The following is a 19830-nucleotide window of genomic DNA, read 5'->3' on the forward strand; positions in this document are numbered from 1 at the left end:
GGAGCTCAGCCTTCGAGGCCTTCGAGGCCTTCGAGGCCGAGGTTCACCGGCAGTTCGGCGAGGCCGCTGACCAGGACGCGGCGCCACTCGAGTTCCGCCGCCGGCTTCGCCAGGCTCATCCGCGGGAATCGTCGTACGAGCGCCAGCAACGACTCCTGCAGTTCGATCCGGGCCAACTGCGCGCCCAGGCAGAAGTGCGGGCCGAAGCCGAACGACAGGTGCTTGTTGTCCTGCCGGTCCAGCCGCAGTTCGTCGGGTTCGTCGTACGCGCGGGGATCCCGGTTGGCCGAGTTGAGCGCGGCCATCACGCCTTCACCGGCCTTGATCTGTACGCCGTGCAGTTCGACGTCCTCGACCGCGACCCGCAACTGGCCGACCTCGCTGAAGCGGTTGAACCGCAGCAGCTCTTCGATTGCCGACGGCACCAATGACGGATCCGCGACCAGCTTGGCCCAGTTCTCCGGCCAGCGCAGCAGCGTCGCGACGCAGCTCGAGATCTGGTTCGCCGAGGTCTCGTGGCCGGCGACCAGCAGGTTCACCCCGAATGCGATCAGCTCGTCCTGGCTCAGCCGGTCGCCCTCCTCGCGGGCGCGGACGAGTTCGTCCAGCAGGTCCTCGGCCGGCTGGTCGGTGTTCGCCAGCTTCTTGGTGACGAGGTTCTCGATGTACGCGGTCAGGTTGGTCATCGCGTCCTCGACCAGGTCCTTCTCCGCCATCTTCATGCTGTAGCCGAGCTCGGTCCACTCACGGAACCGTTCGCGGTCCTCGTACGGGACGCCGAGCAGCTGGCAGATCACCTGGATCGGCAGCGGCAACGCGACCAGCTGCCGGATGTCGGCGCCGTCGCCGGCTCTCGCCACATCCTCGGCCAACTGCGCGGACAGCTCCGCCACCCAGGGCCGGGTCCGCTCGATCCGCCGATGCGCGAACGTCGGCGTCACCAGCTTCCGCAACCGGGTGTGCTCCGGCGGGTCCGTCGTCGTCAAGCTGTTCGGCATCGGCTTGGCGAGCGCGACCCGAGGCGCACCTTGCTTGACCACTGCAGCCCGCGAGAACCGCGGATCCGCCAGCACCATCCGCACGTCGTCGTACCGGGTAACCAGCCAGACCTCGGCGCCGGCCAACGTCCGCACCCGCGCCACCGGCTGGTTTTCCCTCAGCTCGGCGAACGTTGGCGACGGATCGAACCGAAACGCGTCTTCAAACGGAATCTGCAGCACCGACATGGTCCCGACCCTAAGCGAGTTAGGTAACCCTTCGCTCGTGTGTCAGCGCGTCGAGAACCGAGGCGACCGGGCATTGCCGGAAGCGGGGAACGGGCGCAGGCTGGCCGGAAGGGGTGGTGACGGTGGTGGCGAGGATGTCCTCGGCGGTCGGACCGGCTCGCGGCCCGGGGCCGTGGGCACTGTGGGCGACCGTGGTGACAGGTTTCGGCACGCTGGTGGCGTCGATCACCCTCGCGATGGCCGGAGACGAACTCGTCCGGCCGGGCCTGCAGGCCTTGCTCTTCAACTGGATCACGGTCCCGTACCTGATCAGCGGGACCCTGGCCTGGTGGCGCCGGCCGGCCAGCCGGCTCGGTCCGCTGATGATCACGACCGGCTTCGTGATGGCTCTGACCGCCTTGCAGTGGTCGACAGTGCCCGCCCTCTTCGCCATCGGCCACCTGCTCGACCTGGCACCGGCGGCGATGTTCGTGCACGTGTTCCTGGCATATCCCACCGGCCGCGTCGAGGGACGCCTGCGCCGGGTGGTCGTCGTCAGCGCCTACGCGACCGCCGTCGTACTGCAGCTCGCGAAGATTCTGCTCGGTCTCGATCCGGACAGCCCGTTCGCCGTCGCGGCGCAGCCGGCGATCGCGAGCCGGATCGAGCAGGTCGAGCTGATCACCATGAGCGCTCTGCTGCTGACCGCCGCCGTCCTCCTGCTGGTACGACGGCCGGCCGGTGGGCGGGCGCGTCGACGCCCAGTGGCGCTGCTCGTGGACACCTTCGGACTGGCCCTGGTCATGCTGGCAGTCCTGTACATCGCAGGTCTGCGGGGCTGGCAGCACGTCGAGACAGTCCGGCACGTCGCGTTCGCGGCACTCGGGCTCGCGCCGGTCGCATTCCTGCTGGGCCTGCTGAATGCCCGGCTCGCACGTACCGATGTCGGTGCACTGCTGGTCGAGCTCCGGGAGCACCCGACCAGCGACCTGCGTGAGCCGCTGGCGCGTGCCCTGCACGATCCCTCGCTGACCCTCGCCTACTGGCTCCCGCAGTACGGCAGCTGGGCCGACGGGGAAGGGCATCCGGTCGCCTTGCCCGGCAGCGGCGAGGGGCGGGCGACCCGAGTGATCCAGCGCGATCACGAGCCCCTTGTAGCTCTCGAGTTCGATCGGTCGCTCGAGGACGAGCACGAGCTGCTCGATGCCATCGCCGCCGTGGCCGGCATCGCCTTGGAGAACAGCAGGCTGCAGGCGGAGTTGCGGGCTCGTCTGCACGAGCTGCAAGGGTCACGCGCGCGCATCGTTGAAGCTGGCCAGACAGAGCGGAAGCGCCTCGAACGCAATCTGCACGACGGCGCACAGCAGCGCCTGGTCGCCCTGGCGCTCGAACTCGGACTGATCGCGAGCAAGCCGGCGGACGATGCCGAGACCAAGGCGCGGCTGGTGCGGGCGAAGCGGGAGGTGACGGCGTCGCTGGACGAGCTGCGTGATGTGGCCCGCGGTATCCATCCCGCCGTACTGACCGGACACGGGCTGGTTGTCGCACTGGAGTCGCTGGCGGCGCAGGCTGCCCTTCCAGTGGAGCTGGAGGTGGCGGTCGGCGGGCGGCTGCCCGAGCACATCGAGGTCGCGGCGTACTACGTGGTCAGCGAGAGCCTCACCAACATCGGCAAACATGCGCATGCCAGCTCCGCCGTCGTACGTGTCGTCCGGTCTGCGGACCAGGTCGTCGTCGAGGTCGTCGACGACGGCATCGGCGGGGCGGACACAGAGCACGGGTCGGGCCTTCGTGGTCTCGCCGACCGGGTCGAGGCGATCGGCGGCCGGCTGCGCATCTGGAGTCCCGCCGGCGGTGGAACCCGGCTCGAGGCGGAGATCCCATGCGAGTAGCGATCGCCGAGGACAGCCTGCTGCTGCGCGAGGGACTCACCCGGATCCTCGGCGATGCCGGCCTCGACGTGGTCGCGTCGTACGACAACGCCGACGACCTGCTGCGGTTCGTCCGCAGCTTTCCGCCGGAGGTGGCGATCCTCGACATCCGGCTACCGCCGACCCATAACGACGAAGGCATGCGCGCCGCCCTGCGGATCCGCGAGCAACATCCAGGGGTCGGGGTGCTGGTGCTGTCGCAGTACCTCGAGCTCGGCCTGGCGATGCAGCTGCTGTCGGAATCAGCCGAGGGCGTGGGCTACTTGCTCAAGGACCGGATCAGCGACGTCGAGGACTTCACCGGCGCCGTACGGCGGGTAGCCGGGGGCGGCTCGGCCGTCGATCCGAAGATCGTCTCCACGCTGCTGAAGCGACGGCGCAATGACGACCCGCTGGCCGTGCTGACCCCACGCGAGCGTCAGGTGCTGGAACTGATGGCGACCGGGGCCTCCAACCAGGGGATCGCCGACGAACTGGTGATCACCTTGCGCGCCGCGGAGAAGTACGTCTCCGGCATCTTCACCAAGCTCGGCATCCCGTCCACCCGCAGCGAGTCCCGCCGGGTGCTCGCCGTGCTGCTCTTCCTACGCGCCTGACCTCCCGGACACCAGAAACCCGAACCTCCCTTCCACCGGCTGCCCGGTCTGCCGAACGCGCCCAGCGGCGCGAGTCTCGACGTAGACCAAGCCGATGGAGGAACCGTGTTCACTACCCGAGTCATCCAGGACCCGCCCGGCGATTCCGGCCGGCCCGGGCACCACTCATCCACCAGGAGATCCGGCATGACATTCGTACGCAATCACCCCATGGTCACGTTCTTCGTCCTGGCCTATGCGCTGGCCTGGTCCGGCGTCCCCTTCGGGAGCTTCTATGCCCCTGGGGCCCTGGTCGCCGCCCTCATCGTTGTCTTCCTGACTGAGGGTCTCGCCGGCCTCCGGGCCCTCGGCGCCCGGCTGATCCGCTGGCGAGTCCGGTGGATCTGGTACGTCGTCGCGGTCGCCGTACCGCTTCTCGTGCACTTCGTGACGATGTCGATCAACCGGGCACTGGGCGCACCAGCACCGAGCATGGGCCAGTTGACGCCCTGGTACGGCCTGGCGGTCGTCATCGGCATGATCATGGTCGACCCGACCGGTGGCCCGTTCAGCGAGGAACCGAGCTTCCGCGGCTACGCACAGTCGAAGCTCCAGTCGAAGCGCACTCCGCTCGCGGCGACCGCCATCCTGGCAGTGGCGATCACCGGCTGGCACGCACCGCTGTTCTTCATCTCCTCGTTCGGGCTTCAGCCCTTCGAAGCGCTGACCACGGTCGGCGTCACCTTCTGGTACGCGTGGCTGTTCAACCACGCGGCCGGCAGCGTGCTCATCACCCTGATCGCGCACGCCACCGAAGGCAGCATCAACACCAGCGACCTCTGGCCGGCAGGCGCCGACCTGACCCGGGAGACCTGGCTGTACGTCGCGGTGTGGTGGGCGGTCGCCATCGGCCTGCTCATCGGCAGCCGCCGCTTCTGGACCAGTCCTGCACCAACTCTCAGCACCGACCCCGGCCGGCATCCGGCCAAAGCCACGGAGGCAGTCTCATGACCACCACACCGATCCCATCGACCCCGGCCCCTGCGCCGGCTCGTCGTACCTGGAACGGCTGGCGCACGCTGCTGGTCATCGCGGGCGCCCTGTTCGCCCTGTGCGGCATGATCCTGCTCGCCATCGGCGGGATCGGGCTGTGGGCCCACCAGCAACGCGATGGCGACGGGTACTTCAGCGCCGGGCCCGAGCGTGTCAGCACCACCACGTTCGCGGTGTCCGTGCCGTCGCTCGACGTCGATGGCACTGGGCCCGACGCCGTGTACGCACACGATCTCCTGGGCGACGTCCGGATCCAGCTCAAGTCGATGAACGCCGGCGTGCCGGTCTTCATCGGTATCGGCCCGGCGGATCAGGTGGCGACGTACCTCGCCGACATCGGCCACCAGGAGGTCACGGACCTCGATGTCGATCCCTTCAAGCTCACCACCACGAGACGGTCGGGCGGCCGCCCTGCCGCGCTCCCGGCCACTCAGTCCTTCTGGGTCGCCTCCGACGCCGGTGACGGCTCGCGGACCCTGAACTGGAAGGCCACCGAAGGCGACTGGGCCGTGGTGGTCATGAACGCCGACGGGTCGCCGGGCGTGGACGTCGACCTGAGCGTTGGCGCCACCTTGCCGGCCATCCGGGCCATCTCCATCGGCGCACTCATCGGCAGTGGCGTGCTGCTGACCATCGGCACCGCGATGATCGTCGCGGCCTTCGCCACCCGCCGATCAGCGCCCGGACGTCGTCGCGGTGATCAGGAAGCAGATTGGAGGTAAGCGAGTAGGTCGTCGACCAACTGCTGCGGACTGGCGTGACCTTTGCCCGTCTCGGAGAGGTGGCCGGTGGCGGCGAGATCGGCGGCGCCGTGGGCGACCGAGCGGACCAGGGAGGCAAGGCGGACCGGATCACCTGCGGGGAGTGCACCGGCCGCCTGGGCGGCTTCGACCAGCCCGATCAAGCCCGCCTGGGCTGCCTCGGCTGAGGCGGTGAGCTCGGGGGACTCGGCCGTCCAGCGACCGAAGACGAGGCGGAAGCGCTCCGGATATTCGAGGGCCCAGGCGATGTAGCGCCCCATCGCCTCACTCAAGGCCGACTTGGCGGACCGCTTCCGCCGTACGGCTTGCTGGATCAGTTCGGTGTGCCGCGCGAGATCCCGCGCCGCGACCGCCGCCAGCAACGCCTGCTTGTCGGCGAAGTGTTTGTACGGCGCATTGTGCGACACCCCTGCGAGTCGCCCGACCTCCCGCAGCGTCACGGCCGCGACGCCGCCGGCATCCAGCAGTCCGGTAGCCACCTCGATCAGGTCGTCCCGCGTCCCCATCCCGCGATAGTAGCTAGGTTGACGCTGTCAACCTGATCTGCCTATGGTTGACAACGTCAACCTAGAAGGAGCCGACATGAAAGCAGTGATCACCGGCGCGAGCGGCGGCATCGGCGCGGCCATCGCGGAAAGGCTGGTCAGAGAAGGGACGACGACCACCCTGGTCGGCCGCAACCACGAACGTTTGACGAACGCGGCCCGCCGGATCGAGGCCGCCGTACCAGGCGCGGATCTCCAACTGGAAGTCGCCGACCTGGAGCTGATGGCCGACGTACGACGCCTCGCGGACCGGCTGGCCGAGGAACCGCCGGATGTTGCCATCAGCAACGCAGCGGTGGTCGCACCGATCGACGCGGTCACCTCCGAAGGCCTCCAACGTACCCTCGCGACGAACCACCTGGCGCCGTACTTGCTGTTCCGCACGCTCGCCGAAACCGATCACCCCGCGCGCTTCATCGTCGTGGGTGCGTCACCGACCGCGTTGTCGCGGGTGCCGGTCGACCTCGACCGCCTGGACAGCCGCGACGGTCTCGGCCCGGTCCCGAGCTTCCGCCCGTTCGCGGCGTACGGGCGTACCAAGAACATGAACGCGATGTTCGTCTACGCCCTGGCACGTCGATTGGCCGGCACCGCCATCACCGTGAACGGCGCCCACCCCGGCATCATCCGCGACACCGGCCTCGGCCGCGAAGCCCGCGGACTGCTGAAGGTCAGCGCCCGCATCCTCGACCAGTTCCGCCCCGGCCCCGAGGTCGGCGCCGACACTCCCGCCTGGCTCGCCACCTCCGCCGAGGTCGCGGCCACCACCGGCAAGTTCTTCGTCAAGCGCAAGGCCGTCCCCACCGCCCCCCACACCACCGACGAGTCCCGCTGCGACCGCCTCTGGGAAGAATCCGCCCGCCTCGTCGGCCTCCCCATCACGACGCGGTGACGGTGCCCTCCTAATCACCTACGCGACGTCGGGCCGTGTCATCAGCGGCGACCGCACATGCAACGTCAGACTGGGGCCGGTCAGGGGCACGATGTTCCACGTCGCCACCGCTGTCCCCGCGTCGGCGTCGACCACCAACCGGACCCGGTGCGGGGTGGTGATGACGTAAAGATCGGCGACGAACGAGTTGCCCTGCCAGGCGCCAGTCGCGACGACAGGGCGGCCGAGCGGCGAACTTTCCCGCCATTCGCCGTGGCCGGCCTCGATGTCGAGGGACGACCCGAATCGCAGCAGCCATCCACCGTCCACGGGATCGACGATCACCGTGGTTCCGTCGGGCAGAGGCGAATCCTCGGCGGAAGCCTCGAGTCTCGCCTTGACGGAACGCTGCGGGGCGGCCGAACCCGGCACCGGTGCGAGTGACAGCCGCCGCAGCCGCTCGGCAAGGATCTCGTCGTCCTGGGCGCTTCCCGCGTCATCGAGGCCGGGCAGCAGGCAGTCCCAAAAGACGCTGGGCAGTGCGTGTTCCTCATTGACGGCGGCGGTCACGACGACCACGAGATCGTGGGACGGGACGACCAGGCATTGCTGGCCGAAGGCACCGTTTCCGAAGTATCCGTTACGCGACATCCAGAACTGGTAGCCGTACCCGTAAAGAAAGTCGGGGTTGGCCGAGTCGTCCTCGAGTTGCAGGGTAGCGATGTGCCGTCTGGTCGCGAGCTCCACCCAGTCGCGCGGGATGAGCTGCCGGTCGCCCCAGACGCCTCCACGCAGCAGCGGTTCACCGAAGGCGGCGACGGCCTCGGTCGTGAGGTGCAGCCCGTGGAATCCGAAGGCGGCACCGCTCGCCACCCGGTCCCATTCGGCATGGTCGATGCCCATCGGCGTGAAGAGGCGCTCGTCGAGCAGTTCGGGGAGACTGCGGCCCGTGACCCGTTCCACCATCCGGGCCAGGATGAAGGTGGTCGCATTGTCGTAGGTGTGCCGGGTTCCTTCAGGTTCAGTGAACGGTACGCGCAGGAAGCCCTTCACCAGGTCGTCCGGTTCCAGCTGCCACGCCTCGGTGAGGCTGTCCGTGCCGTGCCCGGCCGTCATGGACAGCAGGTGGTGAACGGTGACGCGGCGTCCCTGCTCCGAGAGGCCGGCCGGAACGTGGTCGGGCAACACATCCACCACCCGATCGTCCAGCGAGAGCAGCCCGTCCGCGATCGTGAGCCCCACGGCGACCGAGGTGAACGATTTGGTCAGCGAATAGAGCAGATGCGGGCGTTCGGCCGAGTACGGCGCCCACCAGCCTTCGGCGACGACGTGACCACGGCGTACGACCATGAGCGAGTGACATTCGACGGACTGCTCCTCGAGCCGGTCCAGCAGCTTGGCAATCGCGCGGGACGACATCCCCGAGGCGGTCGGTGCCGATCGCGGCAGTAGGGGGCGCATCCAGGCACCCTAGCTGGCGCGGTCACAGTAGGCCGAGGGATTTTGCGTTGGTTGCGGCGGCGCGGCGGGTTTTGGCGTCGAGCTTGGTAAGGATCGCGGCGACGTGGGTGTCGACCGTACGGACGGACAGCACCAGGCGCGCGGCGATCTCGGCGTTGGTCAGGCCCTCGGCCAGCAGGCGGATGACGTCGGTTTGGCGCTCGGTGAGGCCGGCGGGATTCTCGCGGGTCGCCTGCACGCGGCCGCGCGGGATCCGGGATACTCCGAGTTCCCGAAGCTGGACTCGTACCTTCCGGGCCAGCGGCTCCGCGCCCAAGCTGTCGAGGGTGTTGAGCGCAGCCAGCAGGTCGGCAGCGTTGCTGCTGTGCGAGAGCGCAAGCGCGTACTCGTAAGGGCAGCCGGCGCTCTGCCAAGCGTCTGCCGCCTGCCGCCACTGTCCCCGGCCCAAGAGCGTGTAGGGCTGATCGAACCCGTCGTCTGGCAGGTCGTGGCCCGCGAGCCGCAGCCAGTACCCGAACGCAGCCGCCTGACTGACGCGCCCGTGTTGCTTCACATCGTCGTACGACGGCAACATGCGGGCAGCGACTGCCGGGAGATCGCCGCGCAACCAGGCCGCCTCGAGCAAGGCGGCACCGGCCGGACCGGTGCGTTGCGCCTCGCCGAGTCGTTGCGCGATGTCCCAGGCTTCGTTGAGCATCTCCTCGCCGTCCTGGCCGCGCCGGGTCCGAACCAGGCCGGCGACCACCAACGCCGGGCACCGTCTGATCAGCTCGGCGTCGTTGATCGACAACGCCTCCCGCTCCGCCTCGTCCCACCGGCCGAGCGCGAGGTACACCATGCCGCGGGTGACCTGCAGGTACCGGCGGAACCCGTGGAACTCCGCCTCGTCGGCCAACTCGATGGCGTCCTCGAGCAGGTGCTCCGCCTCGCTGAGCCGGGACAGATCCGCCAACTGCCAGCAGAGGTTCACGTACGCGCGGCACGCATGCTCGATCTCACCGGCGTCGAGCGCGACGTTCAGGCTTTCCTCCAGCAGTGCCTGGCCCTCCGGCAGGCCGTCCTCCCAGAGCGCCACGCCGACGTTGTTGAGCGCGTGGGACAACAAGCCGGCGTCGCCGAGCTCGCGGGCCATCGAGACGGCCCGCATTCCGACGGCGACGCATTCGTCGCGATGCCCGGACAGCATGTACAGCTGCGATCTGTTGCTCAGGGCAAACGCCAGCGCGGATTCGTCACCCGCACCCTCGAGCACCTCGATCGCCTGGTCACTGCTGATCTCGGCCCGCGGGCGATCACCCGCCCACCAATGCATCCGGGACAACCAGCGCAGACTGAGTCCCAGCGCAATCCGATCGCCCAGTGACCGCCGTAACGCGACCGCTTCTTCCTCAGCACTTACGGCGAGCGCCGCCGATCCGGCCGTGTAGCACTCGACCGCGTAGCCGTCGTACAGATCCGCCTGTTCGGACGTCGAGAACATGTCCCGGTGGTCGAGCACCAGCCGATAGTGCGCCACCGCCTCGCGATGCGAACCAGCGGCCGATGCCTCCCGCGCCGCGGCCGGGCCGTGCTCGACGATCACCTCTCCTGCGCCGGCTTGGGCCGCGTGGTGGACGATGCGGGACAGGTCGACATCTGCCCGGCGCTCGAGCAGCGCCGCGAGTACGGCCTGGTTGCAGGCCACCCGGCGCGCGGCCGGCATCGAGTCCGTGACGGCGCGGCGGGCGAGCTCATGCGTGAACGAGACGCCGGACGGCGAAACCACCAGTACGCCGATCCGCTCGGCTGCCGCGAGCGAGGCGAGCCCATCAGGTACGACGGCTTCGACCAGCCAGCGCTCGGCGGTCGACGGAATCACCGCCAGCTGTTCCAGCGCGTCACGCGTCGACGCGTCGAGGTCCGCCAGCCGTGCCGCGACCGCTTCGGCGACGGTTGGCGGCACGCCGTCCAGGTCGCCGGACGCGAAGATCTCGGTGACGAAGAACGGGTTGCCCGCGGTGACTGCGAAGACGCGGTCCGCGTCCATGCCGGTGTGCGCGCCCAGCCGCCGTACGGCTGAAGCTGACAGCCGGGCCGGCCGCAGCCGGCGGAGTCGCGGCGTGCTCGACGCCAACCCGAGCAGATGCTGGAGCGGGTGGTCTCTGGTGATCTCGACGTCCCGGTACGACAGAACGAGTACGGCGGGCAGGCTGGCAATCCGCCGTACGAGGAAACGCAGTACGTCTAGGGTTGCCTCGTCGGCCCAATGCAGGTCCTCGACGACGAGGACGGTCGGCTCGTCCGGCCGGTCGAGCTCCGCGCGGAGGGCGTCGCTCACCGCGTTGCGGTCGCCTGACTCGAGCGCTCGAGTGAGCACACCGCCAACGCTGCCGATCAGGTCGCGCAGCGGGCCCAGCACCCGCGGCGTGGCGAGGTCGTCGCAGTAGCCGACCAGCAGCCGGGTCTCGGACGGCAGGACCGACTTCAGCGCGTGCACCAGACTCGACTTGCCGATCCCGGCCTCACCGGCGATGAGCACGACCGAACCGTCGCCCGCCCGTGCCTCCTCGGCCGCGGCAGCGAGCTCGGCCAACTCACGCTCACGCTCCAGCATCCGTCCCACCCCCCACCCGATTACCTCGTGAACTACGTAGGTCAGTCAACCGATCTACGTAGGTACGACGGATCCGGCGGAGTGCTGTCCGCACCTACAAACGATGCATGCAGTCAATCCATCACCGCCACGACGTCGTCATCGTCGGTGCGCGAGCCGCCGGAGCCGCGACCGCGCTCCTGCTCGCCAGGCACGGACACGACGTCGTCGTGGTCGACCGGGACACCTTTCCGAGCGACACCGTGTCCACGCATCAGCTCGCCCGTCCGGGCGTCGTACAGCTGAACCGCTGGGGATTGCTCGACGCTGTGCTGGACAGCGGCGCGCCGGCCATCCGGCAGGTCACGTTCACCGCGGCGGGCGAGTCGATCACCCGTCCGGTGAAGGACAGCGCCGGGGTCGACCTGCTCGTGGCGCCACGCCGGTACATCCTCGACACGATCGTGGCCGGCGCCGCGGCCGACGCGGGAGCTTCGGTGCGGTACGGCGTCACCGTCGACGGCGTGCGCTTCGATCAGAACGGCCGGGCCGCCGGCGTGTACGGCCACGACGAGTCCGGCGCGCCGATCGAGCTGTCGGCGCGCTTCGTGATCGGAGCGGATGGCCTCGGCTCCCGGATCGCTCGCGAGGTGGGCGCCGGGATCATCGAGGGCCGGGGTGCCTCGAGTTCCGGGCAGTACGCGTACTTCGACGGCCTGCCCTGGAACGGAATCGAGTTGGTCGTCGCCGACCGGGCACTCAGCGGAGTGTTCCCCACCCACCACGGCCAAGCGTGCATCTGGATCTGCGGCCCCACCGCTGATGCGCACGCGTTCCGCCGTACGGCGACGACCCGCGCGGAGGCGTTCACCAACTACCTGCGGCGCACGGCGCCCGAGTTGGCCGAACGCCTCCGCGCAGGCCGCCTGGTCTCGCCGGTCACCGGCATGATGCGGGCGCCGAACCAAATCCGCCGGTCGCACGGCCCCGGCTGGGCACTGGTCGGCGACGCCGGCTACCACAAGGACCCGGTCACCGGGCACGGCCTGTCCGACGCGTACCGCGATGCCGAGCTGCTGGCTGACGCGCTACACGAGGCGCTCCTGGGCGTCGACCCGGACGCCGCGCTGGCCGGCTACCAGCGCCGGCGCGACCGGGCCCTGCGGGAGGTCTTCGAGCTGACCATCGCGCTCGCTCAGTACCCGGGCGTGCAGGAGTTCGTCGTACTGCAGAAGCAACTCGCTCGTGCTCTCGACGCCGAAGCCACCGAGCTGGCGTCTCCAGAACCCATCGCTGTCTAACCCAACGCACAAGGAGAACGACTATGACCACCATCGCCACCAACGGCGTCGACACCGCCACCCTGTTCGCCACCCTCGACGCGGTCAAGGGCGCGCCCGAGGCCGCCCAGTTCCAGTTCCGCGCCGGCAACCAGTGGCTCAGCGGCACCCACAGCCGCAGCACGATCCACGGGTACTTCGGTGTCGGCGAAGAGCGCACCCACGAGCGCAGCTTCCACTTCGATGCCGACCACCCGGCGGTGCTGGTCGGCCAGGACAACGGGCCGACCCCGGTCGAGTACATGCTGCACGCGCTCGCCGCCTGCCTGACCGCCGGGCTCGCCAACATCGCCGCCGCCCGCGGCATCCGGCTCACCGAAGTGCACTCGACCGTGTACGGCGACATCGACCTGAACGGCATCCTCGGGCTCGACCCCGAGGTCCGCAACGGCTACCAGAACATCACGGTGAAGTTCACCGTCAAGGGCGACGCCCCGTCCGAGAAGCTGCGTGCGCTCGTCGCCCAGTCCCAGGCCCGCTCGGCCGTCTACGACGTCATCACCAACCAGGTTCCGGTCAGAATCGAGGTAGAAACCGAATGACTGTCCCAGCACAGAGGACCCGCCCGGTCGCCGAGGACCTGGGGACCGTCCTCGGCGTCTGGGCCCATCCGGACGACGAAGCCTTCCTGTCCGCCGGCCTGATGGCCGCCCTGAGCGACGCGGGTCATCGAGTCGTCGTGGCCACCGCGACGTACGGCGAACTGGGTTCGCCGGATCCGGTGTCGCCCGAGGAACTCGCGGCCACCCGGCGAGAGGAAATGCGGGTAAGCCTCGAGGGCGTCGGCGTACGGGAGCACCGGTGGCTCGGGTATCGAGACGGCTTCTGTGCTGACGCCACCGACGGGGAGGCGGCGGTTGCCGGGCTGATCGAGGAAGTGGAACCGGACACCATCCTGACCTTCGGGCCGGACGGCGTGACAGGTCACTCCGATCATCAGGCCGTGTCGGCCTGGACGACCGCTGCTTGGCAGGCGTCCGGCGCTCGCGCGCGGTTGCTGTACGCGACGCTGACTCCGCGCTATTACGCGGAGTGGGGCGAGGTCAGCGAGCGGCTCGGGATCTGGATGTCGGATGATCGACCGGTCACGGCCGACGACGAGCTCGCCGTACACGTTGTACTGACCGGGACTCAGCTGGATCGGAAGATCGCGGCTCTGCGCGCCCACGTCTCGCAGACGACCGGCCTGCTCACCGAGGTCGGACCGGAAGCCTTCCGGCGCTGGTGGTCGATCGAGGCCTTCGTCGCCGCCTCGCCGGCCCTCGCGGACTGCGTCCGATGAAGCCGGGGAGCATCGCCCGGAGAACCCGGGTGGTGTCGCAGCGCGACATCGAGCTGTTCACCGAACTGACCGGGGACCGCAATCCCCTGCACTACAACGAGGAACTGGCCGCGGCCACCCGCTTCGGCGGGCTGATCGTCCAGGGCGGCGTGACGTCCGGCCTGCTCAACGCGGTCGTCGCCGAGGACGTGCCCGGTCCCGGCAGCGTGTTCCTCCGAGTGGCCTGGAACTTCCTGGCACCGGTCCGGCCCGGCGACGAGATCACCGCCGAGGTCGAGGTGCTGGAGGTCCACGCCACCAAACCGGTTTTCCGGATCCGTACGACGATCACCAACGGCGACGGCGTTGTCGTACTCGACGGTGATGCGCACGTGTACCGCGTGCCGCTCGGATCCGGTAGCGACCTCGATGCGACCGCATCGGGGCAAGCACAACACTGAAGGAGTCGCCATGACGACATTTCCGGGCATCACCCACGTGGCCGTGACGGTGACCGATCTTGCGGTCAGTGTCCCGTGGTACACGCAACTGTTCGCAGCCGAACCTGTGCTGGACGAAGACACCGGGCCTTTCAGGCACGTGGTCTACGCCATCGACGGCGGCCAGCTGTTCGGTCTGCACTACTTCCCGGACGGCAACTGGTCCAGTGAGTTCGACGCGCGCATCGCGGGCCTGGACCACGTCGCCTTCACCTGCATCGACCGCGCCGAACTCGAGACCTGGCAGAACCGCCTGGACGAACTGGGCATCAAGCACGGCGGCATCGTCGACGCCCACTACGGCTCCGGCCTGTCCTTCAAGGACCCCGACGGCGTAGCGCTGGAATTCTTCGCCGCCCCGGCGGCGTAACCACCGAAGCGAGGTGGTCCCTACAGAGGGGGTGGGACCACCTCGCTCTTTTGGCAGCGGAAGTAGAGCAGACCAGGCACGGACTGCCAGACCGGCCGCTCGCCGACCGGTTCGACCATCCGTACGACGGGCAGACCTGCAGCCACCAAGGTGTTGATATAGGTCGACAGCATCCGGTGATAGGCGACCCGAGGCAGGATCGCCCACCGCGTCTTGCTGTCGTACGGCCCCTCCTCGAAGTAACGACCGGTGATGCGCCGAGTCGAGCCGTCGACGTGGTCGATCAACTCCCCGTCAGCGGGGGTCTTGTAGCACGGATGCACGATCGACGCCGCGAACCACCCACCAGGCTTGAGAATCCGGGCAATCGACCGCACCGCCGGCTCTAGTTCGGGAATGTCCATCAACGCCATATGGCACACCACCGCATCGAACGAGGCGTCGTCGATCCGACGGAGCTCCTGGGCGTCGTCGTGAACGTACTCGATACCGCGCGGCGCCTCCTGCTCGAGCCTCCGGGCGTGGCCCAGCATCGCCTCCGAAGCATCGATCCCAACCACGTCAGCACCAAGATCAGCCAGTCGTCGCGCATCCCGCCCCTGCCCACACGCAACCGCAGCCACGCGCAGACCACGCACCTCACCCACCAGTTCATCGAACGTCTGATCCTCCAGCCCGACGCCGTCGGGATCAACGGTCTCGTGGTAGACGTCCGCCACTTCGTCGTATGCACTCGTGATGGTCATGTACGTCGAACGGCAGCCGCACCACCAATGTTTCCTCGTCTGCTAGCAGCTAAAGCTGCGCGAGTACGGCGTCGCGGAATCGCAGCAAGGCGTCTTCGTCCCAGGCGTGGCCGTCGGTTTCCCGGTTCTGGGCGGTCACGGGGCGGGCGCTGCGATAACAGGTGAGGGCCTGTTGGATGAGGGGTGCGTGGGTGGTCGGCAGGCAGTCGAGTGCCCAGACAGCGCCTTCCTCCTTGCTGAGGATTGTGCCGGAGCCCTGTTTGACGGTTGCCAGGACTCGGCAGGCGTTGAGTACGCCGTAGTACGGCGTTGACAGCAGCGTGTGGCCGGAGAGGACCTCGTGCAGGTCGGCCGTGATCGCGGCGAGGTAGTCGGCATGAGGTACTTCCGCGAACAGCTCGGCCGGTGGTGGTCCACTCACGACGGCACCACGTTTGTGCACTACCGTGATGTGCGCGGCGAGGTCCGGGTCGGAGCGCTGGGCGGTGTAGTCGACGCGGTCGGTCAGGATGTCAGTCGTCCAAGCGGCCGAGTAGTGGACCTCGAAAGGCCGCGGGTGCTGGTGCTGTGCCGCTTGCGCGACGGTGAGGGCCGACAGTTCGAAGTCACCCAGCATCGGCCGGTCGAGCGACCGCCGGGCGAGTGCGCGGGCGGCATGGGCGCGCTCGGCTTCGCTGAGGGTCTCCGGCACCACCACCAACACATCGACATCGCTCTTCGCCCGGTAGAAGCAGCGCATCGCGAGCGATCCGTGCAGATAGATGCCGACGGCATCAAGTCCCATCGCATCCAGCGACCCGAGGATGTAGGCACGGAGATCCTCGTCGCAGTCGTCCCACGACTGCGGGCGGTCGGCTGGATGCGCGGGCGTCATACCACCTACTTCGTGCCGAAGCTGTAGATCGTCGTGGAGGTGTAGGTCTGGCCCGGGCGGAGGACCGTGGACGGGAAGTTCGGGTGGTTGGGGGAGTCCGGGAAGTGCTGGGTCTCGAAGGCGAAGGCGTCGCCCTGGCGGTACGACTTGTTACCGATGCCCTGGAACGTCCCGTCGAGGAAGTTGCCGCTGTAGAACTGCGCGCCCGGCTCGGTGGTGAGCACGGTGACGGTCCGCCCGTCCTCGGGCTCCCAGAAGCGGGCGGCCCACCGCAGTCCGTCGTCGTCCGGCGTACCGCCGAGGACGAAGTTGTGGTCGTACCCACGCCCGACCACCAGTTGGGGGTGGTCGTCCCGGAGCCGTTTGCCGATCGCGGTCGGCTTGCTGAAGTCGAACGGCGTCCCGGCCGTCGGCGCGATCTCGCCGGTCGGGATCAGGCCGGCGTCGACCGGTGTGTACGACGGCGCGTCGAGCTGCAGCACGTGACCGTCGATCGGGCCGCTGCCCTCGCCGGCCAGGTTGAGGTAGACGTGGTTGGTCAGGTTCACGATGGTCGCCTTACCGGCCACGGTCGCGTGATAATCGATCCGCAGGTTGTCGCGCCGGTCCAGCGTGTACGTCACGGTCGTGGTCAGCTCACCCGGGAAGCCCATCTCGCCGTCCGGGCTGACATAGCTGAAGGCGACGCCGATCTTCTTCTCGGTCTCGACGACCTTCGCCGTCCACACCCTCTTGTCGAAGCCGATCGTGCCGCCGTGCAGCGCGTTCTCACCGTTGTTGACCGGGATCTGGTACGTCGTACCGTCCAAGGTGAAGCGGCCCTTGGCGATCCGGTTGCCGTACCGGCCGATGGTGGATCCGAAGTACGGGCTGAGTGTCGCGTAGTCCGGCAGGTTGTCGAACCCGAGGCTGATGTTCTTCGTCCGGCCGCGCCGGTCCGGCGTCTCGACCCGCTGGATGGTCGCGCCCCAGGTCAGCATCGAGATGGTGACGCGGCCGTTGGTGAACGTGTAGACGTCCACCTTGACGCCGTCGGCCGTCGTACCGAACGGGTCCTTGCGGATCTCGAGTTTGCCGTGGTGTGCACCCATGGCGGTCAACCTATCCGGCGTACCAGTGGCCGAAGTGGCCTGGGCGGTGCCGCCGAGCGCGCCCGCGGCGGCGGCACCGAGCCCGAGGGCGCCGGCCGTCCGCAGGACCTGGCGGCGGGGCAGGTGATCAGTCATCGCATTCCCCTCACTGAGTCGACTGACGTCGGTGTCACGGAGAGCGAGAGCGTTCTCACGCACCGACCCGGGCACTCTACGCACGACTGTCCGACGTTTGGAATAGTTCGTAACCGTTTGAATTCGTCCGATGACTGCATGCTGGTCGAAAGGCGGCCGTCTCCGTGACCAGATCGGTCCGCCCCCGGCCCCGATCATGCCTTTCCGGTACGGCGCTCCGCCGCCAGCATTGAGCACATGAGCCGAACCGCACTTCTCGTCGTCGACGTCCAGGAATCCTTCCGGGTCCGCCCGAACTGGAAGGCCGTGAACCACCCCGACATCGCTTCACGTGTCGACCGTTTGGTCCAGGCCGCCCGGGCGAAGGGTGACCTGGTCGTCTGGGTGCTGCACACCGAGCCGGGCACTGGCGGTGCCTTCGATCCGGTGAATGGTCACGTCCGCTTCATCGAGGGACTCGAACCGGCCGACGGCGAGCCGGTGCTGACCAAGACGTCCCACAATGCCTTTACCACAACGAATCTGCAGCAGCTGCTGACTCAGCACGGAATCAGCGAGGTCGTTGTCAGCGGCATCCGCACCGAGCAGTGCTGCGAGACCACGACCAGGGTCGCCTCGGACTTCGGGTACGACGTCGTGTTCGTCACCGAGGCGACCGCGACGACCCCGCTGCCGCACTGGACGATGCCCGCGGACGCGACCCTCGAGGAGATCCTGGCCGACCCGCGGACGCTGTCGCCGGAGCTCGTCACCGAGCGGACCGAGTACGCGCTGGCCGGCCGGTTCGCCACCATCCGGACCCTCGACGAACAAGCCGGCGTACTCGTGTCATCCTGACCGGATCATGCCTACCGACGTCGTGTTCCTGCTGGTGCCGAAACTGCACCTGCTGGATCTGGCCGGGCCGGCGCAGGTCTTCGCGACCGCGAATGACTTCGGATACGGCTATCGGCTGAGCTATGTGGCCGAGGTCGAGGAGATCGTCACCGCGCAGGGTGTGCCGGTGAAGGCGCAGCTGGAGTGGCCCGACCTCGGCCCGGATGACCTGATCGTCGTACCGGGCTGGAGGTCGCCGCGATTGTCGCCCGTGCCGCCGATCGGGCCGGAGACCAAGCAGCGGTTGCGGAGTCACCATGCGGGTGGCGGCACGGTGGCGAGCGTGTGTTCCGGGGCGGACGCGCTCGGGGCGGCCGGGTTGCTCGACGGGCGGCGGTACACGACGCACCACGATCTGACCGATGAGCTGGCCGCGCGGTATCCGAATGGGACGATCGTGCGGGACGTCCTGTACGTCGTCGACGATCGCGTGATCACCTCAGCCGGGATCGCGAGCGGGATAGATCTCGCGCTGCATCTGGTCGCCATCGAGCGTGGCGCCGAGGCGGCGGCCCGGGTCGCGCGGGAGATGGTGGTGTACGCGCGACGCAACGGCGACGAACTGCAGGAGAGCGTGATGCTCCGGCACCGCGGTCACCTCAGCGACCTGGCCCATCGGGTGCAGGACGTCATCGATGCCCGCTATGCGCAACGCCTGCCGCTCACCGAGCTGGCGGCCGAGATCGGTGTCAGCGAACGCACCCTGACCCGCATCTTCACGAACGCCACCGGCCTCACCCCACTCCGCTACCAGCAACTGCTCCGCCTCGAACGCGCCGAACACCTCATCGGCCACGGCGCCACCGTCGAATCCGCAGCCCGCGCCGTCGGCTTCGAAGACCCCCGCATGCTCCGCCGGCTCCGCTCCCGCGCGACGGAACCCGTCGCGGGGTAGGCCTAGGTCACCGTCTGAGCGACGCCCGGGCGAGTACCTCCGGACGCATGTAGGGCCGCGGTGGAGTCGGGGTGTGGTGGAAGCGGACGAGTTCGGCGACAGGGATGGTTGCCTCGCCGAGATACGTCGATCGGTGCGCGGCGACCCAGTCGACCAGAGCCGCCGGCTTGGCGATGTCGGTGGTGAAGTGGATCAGGTTCAGGTACCAGATGTCGCGGCGGCCGTCAGGCAACTCGTGCCACGCGTCGGGACCGAGCTCGGCGGCGAGGCGGTCCATGAACAGATCGGCCTGCGAGTCGAGCGGTACGGCGCAAGCCATCACAGTGCCGGGCGTGAGGGTCAGTCCGGCCACCCGGATCCGGGCCGGGCCGGCCGCGGTGGCCGCTCGGCGTAGGGCTGACTGGTAGCGCTGGATCGCGGGGTCCGAGGGACCGACGTGTGCGCGGTAGGTCTCCAGCGCTCGCACGGTGAGGTGGGCGGAGCCCGCTTGCCCGGTGTGCCAGTGGCCGGTGCCTGCGAGCTCTGCCGCTTCCGCGGTCACAGCGTCGAGACGGTGGCTGAGGTCGCTGTCCGGCGGAGGACGCAGTACGACGCTGACGGGCCAGCGGCCGCCCTCGCGTGGGGGTTCGTCGCGCTGGTGGTCTCCGCTCGCGATGAGTGGTGCGGCGGCGTTGAAGAGCTGGTCGAACTTGCTCATGGTCCTCCCGGGGTACAGGGCGTACGACGTACGACGGGATTCAGAAGTTCGAGTGGTCTGATTGAGAACGA

General features: G+C 68.6%; 20 protein-coding genes. 12 read left to right on the forward strand and 8 right to left on the reverse strand.

Annotated elements, in window-relative coordinates; all coding sequences use genetic code 11:
- Nucleotides 1–5 precede the first annotated feature (5 nt).
- Entirely contained in the window at nucleotides 6–1226 is a 1221-nt protein-coding gene (locus EV646_RS10740) for a cytochrome P450 (protein ID WP_132146920.1), read from the reverse strand.
- Between the two features lie 134 nt (nucleotides 1227–1360).
- Between EV646_RS10740 and EV646_RS10745 the strand changes: the two genes are divergently transcribed.
- The 4 genes from EV646_RS10745 (at nucleotide 1361) to EV646_RS10760 (ending at nucleotide 5486) form a co-directional block, all read left to right on the forward strand.
- Nucleotides 1361–3097 (forward strand): sensor histidine kinase, encoded by a 1737-nt coding sequence (locus tag EV646_RS10745; protein ID WP_132146923.1) that lies wholly within the window; start codon nucleotides 1361–1363, stop codon nucleotides 3095–3097.
- Nucleotides 3088–3732: a response regulator transcription factor gene (locus tag EV646_RS10750; protein ID WP_132146926.1), complete on the forward strand. Its 645-nt coding sequence runs from the start codon at nucleotides 3088–3090 to the stop codon at nucleotides 3730–3732. Before EV646_RS10745 ends, EV646_RS10750 begins: the two co-directional genes overlap by 10 nt.
- Before the next feature lie 186 nt (nucleotides 3733–3918).
- Nucleotides 3919–4722, forward strand: a complete 804-nt coding sequence (locus EV646_RS10755) for a CPBP family glutamic-type intramembrane protease (RefSeq protein ID WP_132146929.1) — start codon at nucleotides 3919–3921, stop codon at nucleotides 4720–4722.
- Complete coding sequence (locus EV646_RS10760) at nucleotides 4719–5486, forward strand: hypothetical protein (RefSeq protein ID WP_132146932.1); 768 nt, start codon at nucleotides 4719–4721, stop codon at nucleotides 5484–5486. Before EV646_RS10755 ends, EV646_RS10760 begins: the two co-directional genes overlap by 4 nt.
- On the opposite strand, the gene EV646_RS10765 is transcribed toward EV646_RS10760, so the two are convergent.
- Nucleotides 5465–6031 (reverse strand): TetR/AcrR family transcriptional regulator, encoded by a 567-nt coding sequence (locus EV646_RS10765; protein WP_132146935.1) that lies wholly within the window; start codon nucleotides 6029–6031, stop codon nucleotides 5465–5467. The two genes, EV646_RS10760 and EV646_RS10765, sit on opposite strands and share 22 nt — an antisense overlap.
- A 76-nt stretch (nucleotides 6032–6107) precedes the next feature.
- On the opposite strand from EV646_RS10765, the gene EV646_RS10770 reads away from it, so the two are divergent.
- The gene (locus EV646_RS10770) at nucleotides 6108–6962 is read left to right on the forward strand and encodes an SDR family NAD(P)-dependent oxidoreductase (protein WP_132146938.1); all 855 of its coding nucleotides are present in this window, start codon (nucleotides 6108–6110) and stop codon (nucleotides 6960–6962) included.
- 18 nt (nucleotides 6963–6980) lie between these two features.
- Here EV646_RS10770 and EV646_RS10775 read toward each other — a convergent pair whose 3' ends face one another.
- Together EV646_RS10775 and EV646_RS10780 are read right to left on the reverse strand one after the other, a co-directional pair.
- Nucleotides 6981–8402: a serine hydrolase domain-containing protein gene (locus EV646_RS10775; RefSeq protein WP_199236919.1), complete on the reverse strand. Its 1422-nt coding sequence runs from the start codon at nucleotides 8400–8402 to the stop codon at nucleotides 6981–6983.
- Between the two features lie 22 nt (nucleotides 8403–8424).
- Entirely contained in the window at nucleotides 8425–10995 is a 2571-nt protein-coding gene (locus EV646_RS10780) for an ATP-binding protein (RefSeq protein ID WP_132146941.1), read from the reverse strand.
- A 107-nt stretch (nucleotides 10996–11102) separates the two neighbouring features.
- Between EV646_RS10780 and EV646_RS10785 the strand changes: the two genes are divergently transcribed.
- From EV646_RS10785 to EV646_RS10805, 5 genes are read left to right on the forward strand one after another with little or no spacing between them, the layout of a single operon-like run.
- Nucleotides 11103–12275 carry an FAD-dependent oxidoreductase gene (locus tag EV646_RS10785; protein WP_132146944.1) on the forward strand — a complete coding sequence of 391 codons (1173 nt, stop codon included), beginning with the start codon at nucleotides 11103–11105 and terminating at the stop codon, nucleotides 12273–12275.
- Between the two features lie 23 nt (nucleotides 12276–12298).
- Nucleotides 12299–12856, forward strand: coding sequence for an OsmC family protein (locus tag EV646_RS10790; RefSeq protein WP_132146947.1), 558 nt, complete (start codon nucleotides 12299–12301; stop codon nucleotides 12854–12856).
- The gene (locus tag EV646_RS10795; RefSeq protein ID WP_132146950.1) at nucleotides 12853–13596 is read left to right on the forward strand and encodes a PIG-L deacetylase family protein; all 744 of its coding nucleotides are present in this window, start codon (nucleotides 12853–12855) and stop codon (nucleotides 13594–13596) included. The genes EV646_RS10790 and EV646_RS10795 overlap by 4 nt, the downstream gene beginning before the upstream one ends.
- Nucleotides 13593–14036, forward strand: coding sequence for a MaoC family dehydratase (locus EV646_RS10800; protein ID WP_132146953.1), 444 nt, complete (start codon nucleotides 13593–13595; stop codon nucleotides 14034–14036). The genes EV646_RS10795 and EV646_RS10800 overlap by 4 nt, the downstream gene beginning before the upstream one ends.
- A gap of 10 nt (nucleotides 14037–14046) precedes the next feature.
- On the forward strand, nucleotides 14047–14445 hold the full coding sequence (locus EV646_RS10805; RefSeq protein ID WP_132146956.1) for a VOC family protein: 399 nt from the start codon (nucleotides 14047–14049) through the stop codon (nucleotides 14443–14445).
- Between the two features lie 20 nt (nucleotides 14446–14465).
- On the opposite strand, the gene EV646_RS10810 is transcribed toward EV646_RS10805, so the two are convergent.
- The 3 genes from EV646_RS10810 to EV646_RS10820 are packed head-to-tail and all read right to left on the reverse strand — an operon-like array spanning nucleotide 14466 to nucleotide 17291.
- Nucleotides 14466–15191 carry a class I SAM-dependent methyltransferase gene (locus EV646_RS10810; RefSeq protein WP_132146959.1) on the reverse strand — a complete coding sequence of 242 codons (726 nt, stop codon included), beginning with the start codon at nucleotides 15189–15191 and terminating at the stop codon, nucleotides 14466–14468.
- Between the two features lie 49 nt (nucleotides 15192–15240).
- A complete protein-coding gene (locus tag EV646_RS10815) occupies nucleotides 15241–16065 on the reverse strand; it encodes an aminoglycoside adenylyltransferase domain-containing protein (RefSeq protein ID WP_132146962.1) in 825 nt (274 codons plus the stop codon).
- Between the two features lie 5 nt (nucleotides 16066–16070).
- Complete coding sequence (locus EV646_RS10820) at nucleotides 16071–17291, reverse strand: aldose epimerase family protein (RefSeq protein ID WP_132146965.1); 1221 nt, start codon at nucleotides 17289–17291, stop codon at nucleotides 16071–16073.
- A gap of 237 nt (nucleotides 17292–17528) precedes the next feature.
- Here EV646_RS10820 and EV646_RS10825 point away from each other — a divergent pair, with 237 nt between their 5' ends.
- Both EV646_RS10825 and EV646_RS10830 read left to right on the forward strand, forming a co-directional pair.
- The gene (locus EV646_RS10825) at nucleotides 17529–18128 is read left to right on the forward strand and encodes an isochorismatase family protein (RefSeq protein ID WP_132146968.1); all 600 of its coding nucleotides are present in this window, start codon (nucleotides 17529–17531) and stop codon (nucleotides 18126–18128) included.
- Nucleotides 18129–18135: 7 nt separating this feature from the next.
- Nucleotides 18136–19062 carry a GlxA family transcriptional regulator gene (locus EV646_RS10830; RefSeq protein ID WP_132146971.1) on the forward strand — a complete coding sequence of 309 codons (927 nt, stop codon included), beginning with the start codon at nucleotides 18136–18138 and terminating at the stop codon, nucleotides 19060–19062.
- Nucleotides 19063–19069: 7 nt separating this feature from the next.
- Here EV646_RS10830 and EV646_RS10835 read toward each other — a convergent pair whose 3' ends face one another.
- Nucleotides 19070–19759 (reverse strand): hypothetical protein, encoded by a 690-nt coding sequence (locus tag EV646_RS10835; protein WP_132146975.1) that lies wholly within the window; start codon nucleotides 19757–19759, stop codon nucleotides 19070–19072.
- Nucleotides 19760–19830: the final 71 nt, after the last annotated feature.

This window comes from Kribbella antiqua (genome assembly GCF_004345665.1).
Classification (GTDB): Bacteria; Actinomycetota; Actinomycetes; order Propionibacteriales; family Kribbellaceae; genus Kribbella; species Kribbella antiqua.